We start from the raw sequence: 14,973 nt of genomic DNA, 5'->3' as shown, positions 1-14,973 counted from the left end.
GCCGGGTGGGCCGCCACGGCGGATCCCGCTGGTGGAGATGTTCCCCGGACAGCGGGTGTTCTCCTTCCGGCTGGCCAACATCGCCGCCGGGCGCCTCGTCGCCTACGGATACCGCGGCCAGGTCCTGTCGGTGTCCACCGACTCCCTCAATCCGCCCGGCTGAGCGATGATCACCGCTTGGGGGAAGGCGGGCGAGGGGGCGTTCACCCCACCATGGCCGCGATGTGGACCGATTTCCGCGCATGAATTTCGGTTGCTCTGGGTGGTATGCATAGTCGCTCTTGAATGCATGGTGCGCGACACAAGGTGATGGGGCGCGTGAGGCACCCGCGAGATGGCGCTGCCAGGGTGGCCATGACCGCCGGTGCTCCCTGCCACCCACATCTTACTCAGAGTATCCACGAGCGACTATGCCTACCCTTCGTGGTTGCATTGAGGTGACAAAGCGTTGCTTGTCGGTCTCGATGTGGTTCTCATCACTTTGTCGCAGGGACGCCGTTGTCGTACAAAAGACACGTCTAACCGGTTCTGGGCAGCTTGCACCGGTCGATTCCCACCAATGACGAGAAGACCCGTCCCACACATCCATGGACGACATTCGCGGGGGCATCCGTTAAATCGGGATCGTGTCGTCGGTTTTCATCACACATCGACCCGAAACACGGCTGCCATCTGCCATCGCCATCCGGAATTCCGGATCCGGTGGCACAGGTCTGGATATCCGTATCGGTGCACCGGCACCCCATCGTGCAGCACGATTCCCCGCGGGCGAGTGGTCATGCCCGGCCGCAGGGTCCGCCAATGAGGGAGGAACCCCGCCGTGGATTTTGTCTTTGTCATGCCCGGTACCGTGAATCCCCCGCGCGGGGGAATCCTGCGCGATATCCACAACCGTTACGAGACCGTACGTGAGGCGCTCTCCCGCATTGACAAGGCAGCCCAGGAGAATGGCCTTCCCGACATCAGCCCCCGGCTGATCGAGGATGGCGCGGCGAGCCGCCAGCACAGCCCCGAGGTGCAGTACCTGGAAATCTTCGCGGTCAGCATCGCGGTGCATCACCTGCTCCTCGCCGAGGGCGCCAGCCCGATGGCGCTCGTCGGGCAGAGCATCGGTGAGTTGTGGGCCCTCGCCGCCGCCGAGCACCTGTCCGTCGAGGACGCCGCCCGGCTGGCCGTGGCGCGGTCCCAGGTGCTGACCCGGCAGGCGTGGAACGGGAAGATGCTCGCGGTCGCCGTCGACGGTCGCCGGGCCGAGTCCCTGGCGGGGCTCATCGCTCATCCTCACCTCGCAGTGGCCTGCGAAAACGCTCCACGGCAGAGCGTCCTCAGCGGGCCCCTGCCGCTGATCGAACGCGTGGAGCGGGTCGCCGACTCGCTCGGCTGGCCAAACGCCCGCGTGGAGGTGCCGCACCCGACGCACACCCCGGCCATGGCCCAGTCCGCCTACGATCTGCGGGCGACCGCACCCCGGGTTCCGTACGGCGCCGGACGCTGGCGGGTGTGCTCCCCGTGGCTGGGCCGTGACATCGGCGCCGAGGACCCGGTTGTTCTGGTGGCCGACGCGCTCACCGCCCGGGTGCGGATGCTGCATACGATCCGCGAGTTGTACGCCGCCGGCGCCGACGCGTTCGTCGAATGCGGCGAGTACCCGGTCGTTACCAAATTGGTGGAGGCGGCGGTCCCGGGAGCGCGATGTGTGGTGCCGCTCAACGAGCCGGATCCGGCCGGCGCCATCCGATCGCTGATCGCGGATGCCGCCGAAATCAGGTCGTTCGGCATGCGCTTCTCGACGGGACGCCACGAGGGCAGCAGCAACGGCAACGGCGCCCACGCCGAGGTTTCCGGCGCGGTCAGCCCGGTCTCGGCGATCCCCGCGCCGGCCGCCGAGCCCGTATCGCCGACGCCCGTAGCGCCACCGGCGCCGGTGTTCCGCCCGGTCCTGGTCCCCGCCGCACCGCAAACGCCCGCCGCGACGGCTGCGACAGCAACGGAGATCGCCGCACCCACGGAGCGTGCCCCGGCAACGGAACCCGCCGCGGGTGCGGCGGACACCGCCGGGTCGGACTATGAGACCGTCCTGGCCGAGCTGCGGACGCTCTACGGCGACTTCCTGGGCTATCCCCCGGACCTGCTCGGTGAGGATGACGGCCTGGAATCTGAGCTGGGGGTGGAATCACTCAAGCAGGTCGCCCTGCTCGCCCGGGTCGCCGACCAGTTTGGACTGCCCGATCTGCGCGCGAATTCCTCCCTGATCACCGGCGGCACGCTGGGCAGGATCGCCGGCGCCGTCGTGCAGGCACGGGCCGGGGCCGTGGGTCGATGACCGCCCCGGACGGCCTGCGGGGCCGGATCGCGCTGGTGACAGGGGCCGCCAAGAGCCTCGGCGCGGACATCGTCCGCCGGCTGGCCGAAGGCGGCGCCCACGTCATCGTCAACTACTTCCACTCGGTCGAGCAGGCGAAGCTGCTGGAGGCCGAGCTGCGGCAAGCCGGGCACAGTTGTGAGTTCATCCGCGCGTCGGTGGCCAAGACCGACGAGGTGGATCGGATGTTCGACCTGATCCGGGAGCGGCACGGCGCTCTCGACATTTTGATCAACAACGCTGCGGGCGGCGCCTTCCTGCCGCTGTTCGAGATCGATGACGTGTATTGGCAGCGGGCCTGGTCCACCAATGTGATGGCGGCCTACCACTGTTCCCGGCGGGCAGCCGAGCTGATGGCGGGCCGGGCCGGCGCGAGCATCCTCTGCCTTTCCAGCGTCGGGGCGCACCAGCCGGTTCCGGGTTACGGTCCCGGCGGGGTGACCAAGGCGGCCGTGGAGTCGCTGGTGCGCTATCTGGCGCTGGAGCTCGCCGATCAGGGCACCCGGGTCAACACCGTTCTGCTGGGCTCGGTCGCCAGCGAGATCGTCGTCAACCTCGACGATCCGGCGGCAGCGCTCGGCGACACGGCCCGGACCAGCGAGCTGACGCGCCGCACGCTGTCCACCCCGGACGCCGCCAAGCTGATCACTCACCTCCTGCATGAGGACACCGGTTTCATCACCGGGCAGACCATCGTGGCCGACGGCGGCATCAGCATCGGCGGCATGCAGGGCCTGCGGTTGCACAGCAGGCTGGCCGATCAGGTGCGGGTTCCCGAGCGCAGCCGTGCCGTCGCGCCGCCGCCCCGGACACCCGCGGCGCCGGTCGCCGCCCCGCCCGCGCCGGCACCACCGCGCGAGAGCGCCCCGCCGCAGCACAGCACACCCGCGTCGCAGGTGAGCACCCCACCGGCACAGACGGCGGTGCCGGCACAGACGGCAGCGGCGGCACAGACGGCAGCGGCGGAAAGTGCGGTGCCGGCGGAGAGGGTGACGCCGTCGGCGGATGCCGGCGCCGTCGCGGTGGTCGGTCTCGGGGTGGTGTTGCCGGGCGCGAACAATCCCGCCGAGCTCTGGGACCGTCTGCGCGACGGCGCCCTGATCGCCAGCGAGCCGTCCGCGTTCGACCTGACGCACTTCTGGGCGCCCACCCGGGAGGCGACCGACGCCTTCTACGTTCGCCGGGCCGGATATGTGCAGACTTTCGTTCCCGATCCCGCCTCCATCGCCGAACCGGACGGCAACGCCGGGCATCCCGGATGGCCGCGACCCACGCGCTGGCTGCGGCACTGCGCGGTGCAGGCGCTGGCCGCGGTCCACCGGAACCCGGCCGACCGCTGGCTGACCGCGACCACCGGCATCCACGACCAGACCGGCGTCGGCACCCAGGGAGTCGTGCTCGGCGACGAATACCGGCGGATGGTACGCGAGGCGATCCCCGCCGGCCCGGACGGTGACTGGCTGGCCGAGCTGGCCGACCACGCGATCACCGCGCACTACGGGGGTGACGGCGGCGACCCCCGGGCCTATCTGCCCGCGGCTGTCGCCCGTGACGCGCTGCGCGGCCTGATCCCGGCCGACGCGCAGCACGTGGCCCTCGACGCGGCGTGCGCCAGCGGGCTGTTCGCCATCGACACGGCGGTCAAGGCCCTGCGTGAAGGCTCCTGCGACATAGCCCTCGCCGGCGGCACCTCGGTGATCGAGCCGATCGGCTTCACCCTCTTCTGCCGGGCCCAGGGCATCTCGCTGAGCGGCCGGATCCGGCCGTTCGACCAGGCAGCCGACGGCACCCTCATCGGCGAGGGCGCGATCGCGCTCGTCCTGAAGCCGTACGCGCGGGCCGTGGCGGACGGCGACCCGGTGCTGGGGGTGATCCGGGGCACCGGTCTGGCCGCCGACGGCAGGGGCAAGGGCATCCACGCCCCGGCCACCCGCGGGCAGGAACTGGCGATCGCGCGGGCCTGGGCCGACGCGGGCGTCGCCGCCGGCGACGTGGACTGGATCGTGGGCCACGGCACCGGCACCCCGGTCGGCGACGAGATCGAGCTGCGGTCCCTGCTCTCGCGGCTGGGAGCTCGGGAGCGGGCCTGCCTGCTGACCTCCAACAAACAGATCTTCGGGCACACCGGCGTGCTGGCCGGCCTGGTCTCGGTCGCGCATGCGCTGGTCGCCCTCGACCACGGCGCGGTCCCCGGTCAGAACGTGCTCACCGACCCCCATCCGCTGCTCGGCGACGGCGCCAGGCTGACCGTGCCGGTGCGGGACCGGGAGTGGGTGGCGGACGACGCCCGGCCACGGGTGGTCGGGGTGTCGTCGTTCGGCCTCGGCGGCGCCGACGCGCACGTGGTCCTGTCCGACCGCGCACCGTCGACCACGCCCGCCGGCCGGCCGCACGTCGACGCCGGCGCGGACGCCGAGGACCTGGTCGTCGTCGGCTGGAACACCCATCTGCCCGGTTTGGGCCGCGAGCAGGTCGGGGCCTGGCTCGGCGGCGCCGCCCCGGGTCCGCAGGACAGCTTCGGCAACCCGTACCCGCTGCCGTCGCCCCGCGACGTGCGCATCCCGCCGCTGACGATGCGGCACATGGACGCCGCCCACCTGATGATGTTGCAGGCCCTAGGCCCGCTGCTGACCGAGCTCGGCGAGCCGGGTGTCACACTGCGCCCCACCACCGCGATAGTCGTCGGCTCGACGCTGCCGACCACGCACAACACCCGGGCCGCGCTGCGGGTGCACGCCGCCGAGTGCGCCGCCACGTTCGACATCCTGCCCGACCCGGCGGACGCCCAGGCCCTCAAGGAACACCTCGCGAAGGCGATCGCGGAGGCCGCCGGGGTGATTCCCGGCGACCTGAACGAGGACGACTTCACCGGGGCGGTCTCCTGCATCCTGTCCGGGCGCGCCGCCAACTACTACGACTTCCAGGGCCTGGGCACCAGCGTCTACTCCCACCGGGACTCCGCGCACACCAGTCTCGACCTGGCCCTGCGTCAGTTGCGGCACCACGCGTGCGACCTGGCGCTGGTCGGCGCGGTGTGCCTGCGCCCGATCAGCGGCTGGGACCGGCACCTCACCGGTCTGGTGCCCGAGGGACGGTCCATCGCGGAGGGCGCCGCCGTGCTGGCGGTGGCCCGCCGGTCCACCGCGCTGGAACACGGCCTGCCCGTGCTGGGCACCCTGGCCACGACAACCGGCGCCACCGATGCCCGCGACCGGGTCGTGCCCGCCCATACCCTGCGCGCCCTGACCGACGCCGGGCACACCTATCTGTCCCTGGATGCGCTGCTGACGCTCCTGCAGGCAGTGATCACCGGTACGGCAACGGTGGTGACGCCCGCCGCCGGCGGCTCACCGCTGATCCGTTTCACCCCGCCACCCGGCGGCGACCAGCCCGGTCCCGCCCGGCCGGCGGCGGCCACCGGCCGGCGCCAAACCCTGCGGCTGACCCCCCTGGCGGCCCCGGCAGGCAACCCGACCGAACCGGCGATCCCACCCGGCAGCGTCGTCGTGACCGACGCCCCGGACCTCGCGGAGGCGGTCACCGGCCCGGACGTCGCCGTCTGGTCGCCGCGGCCGGGCGTGGCACACGCCACGCACGTCACGCCGGAGGGCGCCGCCGACGCCCTGGCCGGGCTTGCCTTCATCCCCCGGCACGTGCGGATCCTGTCCCGCCTCGCGGCACCCGAGGACGACACCGGCGCCGCCCGCGCCGAAGACCTGCAGGATCTGGCGTTCACCACGCTCCAGGCGGCGCTGCCCGCGCTGCGGGCCGGCGGCTCACTCGGCGCGATCCTGATCGGGCCGGTGCCCGGCGACCTGCCGCCGCCGCTGAGCGGGTTGTTCACCGCTCTGGTGCGTTCGGTACGGGCGGAAGTCCCGCAGTGCCGGGGCCTGGCCCTGCTCAGCACGGCGCCCGACGCCGCTACCGCGCTCGACGAGTTCGCGCAGGCGGGCGCCGTCTCGGTGCCGACGCATACGCTGGCCTGCCGCGGGGGCGACTGGTTCGCCCTGGCCGTCGCCGACGACGACGTGCCGCCGGAGGCCGCGGCGACGGCGCTGCCACCCGGCGCGGTGGTGGTCGCGTTCGGCGGCGCCCGGGGGATCGGCCCCGAGCTGCTCGACGCGATCGCCCGCACCAGCGACCGCCCGCATGTGTACGTCATCGGGCGTACCCCGCTACCGGAGACGGACGACGGGTTGCCGCCGCAGGCGCAGTTCATCGCCGCCGAACGCCGCAAGCGCCCGCGCGCCTCCGTCGGCGAGCTGAGGGCCGCCTACGACAAGGCCCACGCCCGTCTGGAGGTCGCCCGTACGGTGCAGCGGCTGAGCAGGCTGTGCGGCCCGGACCGGGTTCATCACCGGGTGGGCGACGTCCTCGACGCCGATCGCACCGCCGCCCTGATCGGCGAGATATTCGACCGGCACGGACGCATCGACGTGCTCATCAACACCGTCCTGGACCTGCGTTCGCGGGCGCTGAACGCCAAGACGCTGGCCGACTTCCGGGCGGTCCGGGCCACCAAGGCCACCGGTTACCGCAACCTCACCCGGGCGCTGGACGGGCGACGGCCGCGCCTGTGGTGCAACTTCAGCACCTTGGCGACGTTGGCCCCCGCTCCCGGCGACATCGACTACTGCGCCGCCAACGAGTATCTGGCGTACGCGAGCGCCTGGGCTCAACGGCACGGGCCCGACGGCCACCAGGAGGTGTCGATCCTGTGGAGCGGCTGGCGGGAGGTCGGCGTGGCCAGCAGCGTCACCATGCAGGAAACCCTCAAACGCAACCAGATGGACGCGTACGTCAGCACCGAACAGGGCTGTGCGCAGTTCCTCGACGTCATCACCCGCCCACCGGCCAACGGGGTGGTGTTCTTCATCCGGGAGCAGGAGCGGGTCCTGCTGGGCCGCCGCGGAATCCACACGTACGGCTCTGCCGCCGGGTCGCTCCCGGCTCCCGGCGCGCCGCCGGTCCCGCCGCCGGACGCGGCGCTGCGCACTCCCCTGCTCGACGGTGTGGGGTACCGCGGCCGGCAGTGGGCGGTCTTCGCCAAGACCTGGGATCCGCGCACACTGGCCGACGGTGATGGCCGGTGGATGCGGCACCACCGGGTCAACGGCGAGTACATGCTGCCCGGCACCTTCATCTTCGAGGCCGCGGCCGGCGCCGCCGCCGTGCTCTGCCCCGATCTGCTGGTGACCGGATTCCGCGGGCTGTCGTGCCGCTCGTCGGTCACGGTGCGGCTGTCCGGACCGCCGCGCACCGTCGCGGTGGAGGCCCGGGTCACCCGCCGCGAACCCGGACGGGCCGAGGTGTCCGTGCGGCTCACCGCCCACCGGCTGGGCCGCAACGGCAAAGTGTTGCGCTTCAACGACGTGCTCGGTGAGACGACGGTGCGGCTGGCGGACCGTTTTCCCGTCCCGGCCTCGCCGCCGGGCTGGGCCGACCATGAGCCCGAACCCGATTTCGCCGTGCCGGTCTATTCTCCCGACACGCCGATCTCGCTCACCGGCCCGTTCGCCGGCACCGGCGACTACGCCCGCGGGCCGGACGGGAACAGCGCCCGGTTCACCCTGGACCACGCGGCCTGGGCGCCGGCCCTGGCCGGGATGACCGTGCCGGCGATCCTGCTGGACGCGATGGTGCACCTGCTGCTGCTACCGCCGCGTGGTGACCGGCCCCCGATGGTCGGGCCGATGGCGGGGATCGACGATGTCGTTCTCGGCGGTCCGGGCAATGACTGCGAACTCAGCGCGGCCCACCCGCAGATCCGGCTGCACTGCGACTTCGCCACCGGAGCCCTCACCGCGGTGACCGGCACCGGACGGGTGCTGGCGCGCATCACCGGCGTCACCGCGCACGGCCTGGACCACACCGGAGAAGTGATCCGGCCCCGCGCCGGCGTTCCCCAGCCGACCCTTTCGTGACAGCCGAGGAGACAGCCGTGTTGTGGCAGGACATCACGATCGCCGGGACCGGCGGGTGGATTCCCCCGATCAGGCCCGAGCAGGAAGCCGGGGACGCCACGGCCGGCGCCCGGCCGGGCATGGCGGCGCTCAACGGATTCAGCTCGGCCGCGGTCTCGGCCGGTGATACCGCGACGCAGATGGCGGCCCGTGCGGGCCTGAAGGCGTTGCGCCACGCGCACGTCGCCGCCGATGACCTGAGCCTGCTCGTGCACGCCAATTTCCAGGACGAGGACCATTACACACCCGCCCCCTACCTGCTGCGGGTGCTCGGGGGAGCCGGCACCACCGGGATCGAGGTCGGCGCCGCCAGTGACGGCGGCGCTGCCGCGCTGGTCGCCGCGGCCGAGCACCTCACCGCCCGGCCGTCGGCGAGCGCGGTCCTGGTCACCGCCGGCGCCCGGTTCCCGGCCGAGCGGTGGGGCCACGTCCGGCAGATCGGCTACGTGGCCGGTGACGGCGGCGCCGCGGCCGTGCTCACCCGCGCCACGGGTTTCGCCCGCCTGGTGAGCAGCGCCCAGGTCACGCAGCCGCAGATGGAGACGCTGACCCGGGCACGGAACGGGCAGGCGCGTTCGGGCGCTGGCCGGCCGTTCCTCATCGAGGAGACCGGGCTGATGCCGCACATCGAGACGCTGCAAGCGTCCACCCGCCGCTGCATCCAGGCCGTCTTGGACGAAGCCGGTCTGCACCCGGCGGACATCTCGCAGGTGGTGACCATAGCCATCGGGTCCGCCGTGCTCGACCTGGTGCTGGCCGGCTCCCCGCTGGAACGCCGCGCCGACGACACTAGCTGGACCTTCGGGCGCCACCTCGGCCACGCCGGTCCCTGCGACATCCTGCTCGCCCTCGACCGGATGTTCCGCTCCGGCGCCGTGCGGGCCGGCGACCGTGTCCTCGTGGTGAGTTTCGGGCTGGGTTTCCGCTGGACCACCGCGCTGCTGGAGATCACCCGCGATCCGAACGCCGGGACACCGGCCGGTTCCCCGTGAAATGAGGTTGGCGATGACAAGCACGACCACGGCGCCCACCGCGTCGGTTCCCCTCGCTCCGGGCGCGCTGCCGCTGCTGGGACACGCCCTGCCCCTGCTGCGCGATCCGCTGGCGTTCATCATGTCCATGTCCGGCTACCGCACGATGGTCCGCGTCCGGCTGGGCCCGAGCTCCGCGGTGATGGTGTGCGACCCGGCGCTGACCCGGCAGGTGTTCCTCAACGACCGGGTCTTCGACAAGGGCGGCCCGATCTACGACCGGATCCGCGAAGTCATCGGTGACGGGCTGTCCACCTGCTCCTACACCCTGCACCGGCGCCAGCGCCGCCTGTGTCAGCCGTCGTTCCATCCGGCCCGCCTCGCCGGGTACGGGGAGGTGTTCGCCCGGGCCTCGCAACGCAAGGCGAGCTCCTGGACTGACGGGGACGTCCTCGACGTGACCCAGGAGATGATGACGCTGACGACCCGGGCCACCATGGAGACGATGTTCAGCGGCGCTCTGCCTGCGGACACGTTGCGGCAGGCGCTGGCCGACACGGCCACCATCGTGAGCGCGTTCTTCCGGCGGATGGTGACGCCGGCCCTGCTGCGCCGGCTGCCGACGCGGCAGAAGCGCCGATACGACCAGGCGCGCAGCCGGCTGGCGGCCACCATCGAGCAGATCCTCGCCGACCGGCGCGCCAACCCGGGCGACCACGCTGACCTGCTGTCCGCGCTGATCGGCGCGGTCGACGAGGAGAGCGAGGGCGGCCAGAAGCAGTTGAGCGACAGCGAGCTGGCGGACGAGGCTCTGACATTCTTCCTCGGCGGGATGGAGACCACGGCCATCACCCTGGCGTGGGCCCTGCACCTGCTGTCCACGCACCCCGACGTCCAGCACCGGATGCAGGCCGAGACCGACGAGGTCCTGGCCGGCGAGCCGCTCACCGCAGCCCACCTGCCGTCGCTCCACCTGGCCGGCCGGGTGCTGACCGAGACGTTGCGGCTGTACCCGCCCGCCTGGATGATGACCCGCACCGTCCGGGAGGACGCCGAACTCGGCGGCGTACGCCTCAAGTCCGGTAGCACCCTGGTGCTCAGCCCGTACCTGCTGCACCACCGGCCCGACCTGTACGCCGACCCGGACCGTTTCGACCCGGACCGCTGGCGCGACGCCGCCCCGGACCGGGCCGGTTACCTCCCCTTCGGGGCCGGCCCCCGCAAGTGCATCGGGGATCAGTTCGCGCTCGCCGAGGCCACCTTGGCCCTCACCGCGATCGTCGCCCGCTGGGAGCTGACCCCGGTCGGCGACCAGCCGTTCCGGCCCAAAGTGGAAACCAGCCTGAGCTCGCGCGGGCTGAACCTGCGGATCACCGAGCGGCGCCGGGACGCGGCCGCCCCCGGCGCCGAGCCGGGCACGGCGTCGCCACGGCCTGCGGATGCGGCCCCGCAACCGGTGACCGGCACCTGCCCGGTGAACCACAAGGAGTGATGCCATGCGGCCCCACCTGAAGCCCATCGTCAAGAGCCTGCTCACCTCCACCGAGGTCAAACTGCCCGGCGCCGCGCCGGGTGACACGTTGCACGCGCCGGCCCGCCCGTACCCGAACGGCTGGTTCTGCCTCGCCTTCTCCGACGAACTGCGGCCCGGTGGTCTCATCACCCGCCCGCTCGCCGGCGCGGAGGTGGTGCTGTACCGCACCGCCGGCGGCCTGCTGCGGGCCGTGAAGCCGCAGTGCCCGCATCTGGGGGCGCATCTGGGCGTCGGCGGGTCGATCGAGGGTGAGGACATCGTCTGCCCGTTCCACCGGTTCGCCTTCGACCCGGCTGGCGCCTGCGTGCGTACCGGCTACGACGGGCCACCGCCGCGGGCGTCGCTGACGCAGTACCCGGTGTGCGAGGCCAACGGCTCGATCTACGTGTGGTGGCACGCCCTCAGCGTGCCCCCGCAGTGGCAGATCCCCGCCTACGACCTGGACGACCGGCAACCGTTCAGCCACCACACCTTCGACATCGCCGGGCACCCGCAGGACGTCATCGAGAACGCGTTCGACTACGGGCATCTGCCGGCCCTGCACGGTCTCAAGGACGTCGACATCCACGGTGATCCGGTGATGGGGCAACCGGTCAGCACGGTCGAAGCGACCGCCCGCGGCACCATGGTGCGCAGCTCCCGCCAGTCGTACACGTTGACGGTGATCGGGCTGGCCAGCATCGCCGCGCACACCGTCCTGCCCGGCGACGCCGGCCACATGTACGTGATGCTGCATGCCACCCCGACCGCTCCGGGACGCATTCAGCTACGTTTCGGGACCAAGCTTGAGCTGACCGGCATCCCCGCTCTGCCGCCGCGGATCGGGCGGCTGGCGACGCTGCCGGCCGCCCGGCTCCTCAGCGCCGTCCTGCAGCGGGTGGCGATCGTCGACACCGGCGCCGACCTGCTGATGTGGCACTACCAGCAGCACCTGGAACAGCCGAGACTCGCCCGCGGCGACGGCCCGATCGGCCGGTACCGCCAGTGGGCGCGGCAGTTCTACTCCGAGCCGATGGGTGAGCGGGCGTCACCGTCTGCGGCGCCGCGGACCGAGGCGAGCGCGTCGGAGGTCTGAGCGCCGGGACAGGCAGGGCGTCGGAAGGAGGCCACATGGCAGAGGACAACGGCACGCCGGGCAGCGGTCAGCCGCTGGCGGTGCTCGGCGCCGGAGTGATGGGATCCGGTATCGCAGCCCTGGCCATCGGGCACGGGGTCGCGGTGTCACTCATCGACGTGGACCGTGCCCGGCTGGCGACGGCCGCGGCGAGGATCGACCACCACGTGCGCACGGCCCAGTTGCTCGGCGCGTCACCGGCCGCCGACGCGCCCGGTGAGCTCGTCACCGGGCTGTCCCCGGACGGCCTGCTGACCGGCGCCGGTGCTGTCCCGGCGGCGGTGATCGAGGCGGTCACCGAGGACGCCGACGCCAAGGCGAAGGCCCTGGCGGATGCCGCCGCTCTGGTGCCGCCGGGCACGCCGATCATCTCGAACACCTCATCGATCCCGATCGACGAACTGGCCCGGGCGGTGCCGCGGCCGGCGGATCTGATCGGCACCCACTTCATGAATCCGCCGTACCTGATCAGCACGGTCGAGGTCATCCGCGGGACGCACACCGCCGAGGCCACCTTGGCGGCGGTGCGGGCGCTGCTCACCGGGCTGCGCCGGGAGCCGATCGTGGTGCAGGACGCGCCGGGTTTCGTCACCAGCCGGATCCTGCACCCCATGATCAACGACGCGGTCCGGGTGGTCGCGGCGGGAACGGCGAGCGTCCCGTCAGTCGACCGGCTCATGCAGGGCTGCCTCGGTCATCCCACGGGTCCGCTGCGTACCGCCGACCTGATCGGGCTCGACAACCTCGTCGACTCGCTGTGGGTGCTGCACCGCCGGACCGGCGACGAGGGATGCCGTCCCTGTGACCTGCTGCTCGACATGGTCAAAGCCGGCCGTCTCGGCCGTAAGAGCGGGCGCGGTTTCTACGACTACGAGGGAGAACAGGCATGACCACGTCATCCGACCGTACGGCGCCGGACGCCGTGCAGACGGACCTGGTGCAGTTCCTCACCCGGCGTACCGGCAAGGACTGGACGGCCGACGACGACGTTTTCGGCTCCGGCGGGCTGTCCTCGCTGCACGCCATGGAGCTGGTGGTGCACCTGGAGCGGACGTTCGGGGTCTCCATCCGCGGCGGCGACCTGCAGAAGGAGAACTTCCGCACGGTGCAGCGCATGAGCGAGCTCGTCGAGCGGCTCCAGACCGCCGGTGACGGCGGCACCGGTGCGTGAAGCCGTCGCCCTGGCCGGCGCGACGGTCACCGAACTGGTCGGCGACCGTGCCGACGACTGGGACCTGGCCGGCGAGCTGCCCCGCGACGTGCTGCGCAAACTCGCCGAGGCGGGCCTGCTCGCCGCCCAGATCCCGGCCAGGTACGGCGGGCCGGGATGGAACAGCACGGACAGCGGCGAGTTCACCGCCGAGGTGGGCAGCCTGTGCGGTTCTCTGCGCAGCGTGATGACCGCCCAGGGCATGGCCGCCTGGACCATCGAGCGGCTGGGCGATCCGGCGCAGGCGACGCGGTTGCTGCCCCGCCTGGTCAGCGGCGACACGGCGGCGGTGGCCTTCAGCGAGGAGCAGGCGGGCAGCGACCTGTCGGCCATGACGACATCGGTCACCGTGGATGGCAGCGCCCTGACCCTCACCGGCCGCAAGACGTGGGTGACGGCCGCCTGCTACGCCGACTTTCTGCTGGTCGTGGCCCGGATGGGTGCGGAGGGTGCCGTCGTGGTGGTGCCCCGGACCGCTCCCGGAGTCCAGGTCCACCGCATCGGCGACCCCCTGGGCTGCCGCGCCGCCGGGCACGCGCACGTGTGGCTCGACGAGGTCCGGCTGCCGCTGGACCACCTGCTCGGCGGCGGCCGGCAACCGCTGCCCCTGCTGGTGACGACGGCTCTGGCGTACGGGCGGATGTCCGTCGCCTGGGGTTGCGTCGGGATGCTTCGCGCCTGCCTCGCGGCGGCCGTCGAGCACGCCGGCTCCCGGCGCCAGTTCGGCCGGCCGCTGGGCGATCATCAGCTCGTCGCCCGGCATGTGGCGGATCTGTGGGCCGGCGAGCAGATCGCCACCCGGGCCTGCGAGCACGCCAGCCGGTGCTGGGACGCCGACGCCGACGACCTGGGCGCCGCCGTCGTGCTGGCGAAGTACGTCAGCGCCCAGCACGCGGCGGCGGGCGCGGCCGCCGCGGTCCAGGTGCTCGCCTCGGCGGGGACGCGAGACGGCCACGTCGTCGCGCGGGCCTATCGGGACGCCAAGCTGATGGAGATCATCGAGGGCAGCAGCGAGATGTGCCAGTTGATGCTGGCCGGCCACGCGCTGAGCCGGCGGTGAGGCGCAGCGGGCCACACCGGCCCGGTCATCTGCGACGGGCCAGGGTGATGCCGTCGGCAACCGGAAGCATGCTCAGATCAACCCGCTCGTCGTCCCGGATGCGGGCGTTGACCGTGCGCACGCCCGCCGTGTCCGGGTCATCGGCCCGCGGGTCGATGACCCGGCCGAAGAACAGGGTGTTGTCGAGCACCAGCAAACCGCCGGGCCGCACCAAACGCAACGACAACTCGTAATACTCGGGATAGCCGGCCTTGTCGGCATCGATGAAAACGAGGTCGAAGTGGCCGGAAAGGCCATCGGTGATCATGGTCGTCAGCGTCTCGGCCGCCGCGCCGACGCGCACCTCGATCCGCTCGTGAACACCTGCCCGGCGCCAGAACTCGACACCGATCTCCGGCCACCGGTCGGTGATGTCACAGGTCACCAGCCGGCCGTGCGCCGGCAGCGCACGAGCCATGCACAGCGTGCTATAGCCGGTGAACGTGCCGATCTCCAGCACCCGTTCGGCGCCGGTCAGCGCGACCAGAAGCGCGATGAACTGCCCCTCCTCGGCCATGAGCTGCATCGCCTGGCCGCCGGGCAGTCCCGCCGTCAGCCGCCGCAGGTCACGCAGAACCTCATCTTCTCTGAGCGAGGATTCCCGGATGTATTCCACAACGTCGGGTCCGATGACTCCCTGTTCTGCCATATAAATCATTATAAATGAGTTCGTGGGTAACATGACTTTCGCGCGTCCGTGGCCACGACAACCACCCCGCA

The 14,973-nt window shown here is 72.0% G+C and carries 9 protein-coding genes; 8 read left to right on the top strand and 1 reads right to left on the bottom strand.

Annotated features, from left to right (window positions below):
- The first annotated feature begins 838 nt into the window (after nucleotides 1-838).
- From IEY73_RS25190 to IEY73_RS25155, 8 genes are read left to right on the top strand one after another with little or no spacing between them, the layout of a single operon-like run.
- A complete protein-coding gene (locus tag IEY73_RS25190) occupies nucleotides 839-2,323 on the top strand; it encodes an acyltransferase domain-containing protein (RefSeq protein ID WP_189081786.1) in 1,485 nt (494 codons plus the stop codon).
- Nucleotides 2,320-8,286: an SDR family oxidoreductase gene (locus tag IEY73_RS25185; RefSeq protein ID WP_189081785.1), complete on the top strand. Its 5,967-nt coding sequence runs from the start codon at nucleotides 2,320-2,322 to the stop codon at nucleotides 8,284-8,286. The genes IEY73_RS25190 and IEY73_RS25185 overlap by 4 nt, the downstream gene beginning before the upstream one ends.
- A gap of 17 nt (nucleotides 8,287-8,303) precedes the next feature.
- Nucleotides 8,304-9,317, top strand: coding sequence for a 3-oxoacyl-[acyl-carrier-protein] synthase III C-terminal domain-containing protein (locus tag IEY73_RS25180; protein ID WP_189081784.1), 1,014 nt, complete (start codon nucleotides 8,304-8,306; stop codon nucleotides 9,315-9,317).
- Between the two features lie 13 nt (nucleotides 9,318-9,330).
- On the top strand, nucleotides 9,331-10,788 hold the full coding sequence (locus IEY73_RS25175; protein ID WP_189081783.1) for a cytochrome P450: 1,458 nt from the start codon (nucleotides 9,331-9,333) through the stop codon (nucleotides 10,786-10,788).
- Between the two features lie 4 nt (nucleotides 10,789-10,792).
- Nucleotides 10,793-11,905 carry an aromatic ring-hydroxylating oxygenase subunit alpha gene (locus IEY73_RS25170; protein ID WP_189081782.1) on the top strand — a complete coding sequence of 371 codons (1,113 nt, stop codon included), beginning with the start codon at nucleotides 10,793-10,795 and terminating at the stop codon, nucleotides 11,903-11,905.
- Nucleotides 11,906-11,940: 35 nt separating this feature from the next.
- Complete coding sequence (locus IEY73_RS25165; protein ID WP_189081781.1) at nucleotides 11,941-12,834, top strand: 3-hydroxyacyl-CoA dehydrogenase family protein; 894 nt, start codon at nucleotides 11,941-11,943, stop codon at nucleotides 12,832-12,834.
- Entirely contained in the window at nucleotides 12,831-13,115 is a 285-nt protein-coding gene (locus tag IEY73_RS25160; protein ID WP_189081780.1) for an acyl carrier protein, read from the top strand. Before IEY73_RS25165 ends, IEY73_RS25160 begins: the two co-directional genes overlap by 4 nt.
- Nucleotides 13,108-14,214, top strand: coding sequence for an acyl-CoA dehydrogenase family protein (locus IEY73_RS25155; RefSeq protein ID WP_189081779.1), 1,107 nt, complete (start codon nucleotides 13,108-13,110; stop codon nucleotides 14,212-14,214). Before IEY73_RS25160 ends, IEY73_RS25155 begins: the two co-directional genes overlap by 8 nt.
- Before the next feature lie 25 nt (nucleotides 14,215-14,239).
- Here IEY73_RS25155 and IEY73_RS25150 read toward each other — a convergent pair whose 3' ends face one another.
- On the bottom strand, nucleotides 14,240-14,935 hold the full coding sequence (locus IEY73_RS25150; protein ID WP_229716135.1) for an O-methyltransferase: 696 nt from the start codon (nucleotides 14,933-14,935) through the stop codon (nucleotides 14,240-14,242).
- Nucleotides 14,936-14,973 lie beyond the last annotated feature (38 nt).

Source organism: Mangrovihabitans endophyticus (assembly GCF_014646155.1).
Lineage (GTDB): Bacteria > Actinomycetota > Actinomycetes > Mycobacteriales > Micromonosporaceae > Actinoplanes > Actinoplanes endophyticus.
This window is presented reverse-complemented; position numbering and strand designations above follow the sequence as displayed.

Coding starts and splice junctions, on each gene's coding strand:
- IEY73_RS25160 (WP_189081780.1), top strand. CDS start 12,831: ATGACCACGTCATCCGACCGTACGGCGCCGGACGCCGTGCAGACGGAC.
- IEY73_RS25150 (WP_229716135.1), bottom strand. CDS start 14,935: ATGTTACCCACGAACTCATTTATAATGATTTATATGGCAGAACAGGGA.
- IEY73_RS25190 (WP_189081786.1), top strand. CDS start 839: ATGCCCGGTACCGTGAATCCCCCGCGCGGGGGAATCCTGCGCGATATC.
- IEY73_RS25165 (WP_189081781.1), top strand. CDS start 11,941: ATGGCAGAGGACAACGGCACGCCGGGCAGCGGTCAGCCGCTGGCGGTG.
- IEY73_RS25170 (WP_189081782.1), top strand. CDS start 10,793: ATGCGGCCCCACCTGAAGCCCATCGTCAAGAGCCTGCTCACCTCCACC.
- IEY73_RS25185 (WP_189081785.1), top strand. CDS start 2,320: ATGACCGCCCCGGACGGCCTGCGGGGCCGGATCGCGCTGGTGACAGGG.
- IEY73_RS25175 (WP_189081783.1), top strand. CDS start 9,331: ATGACAAGCACGACCACGGCGCCCACCGCGTCGGTTCCCCTCGCTCCG.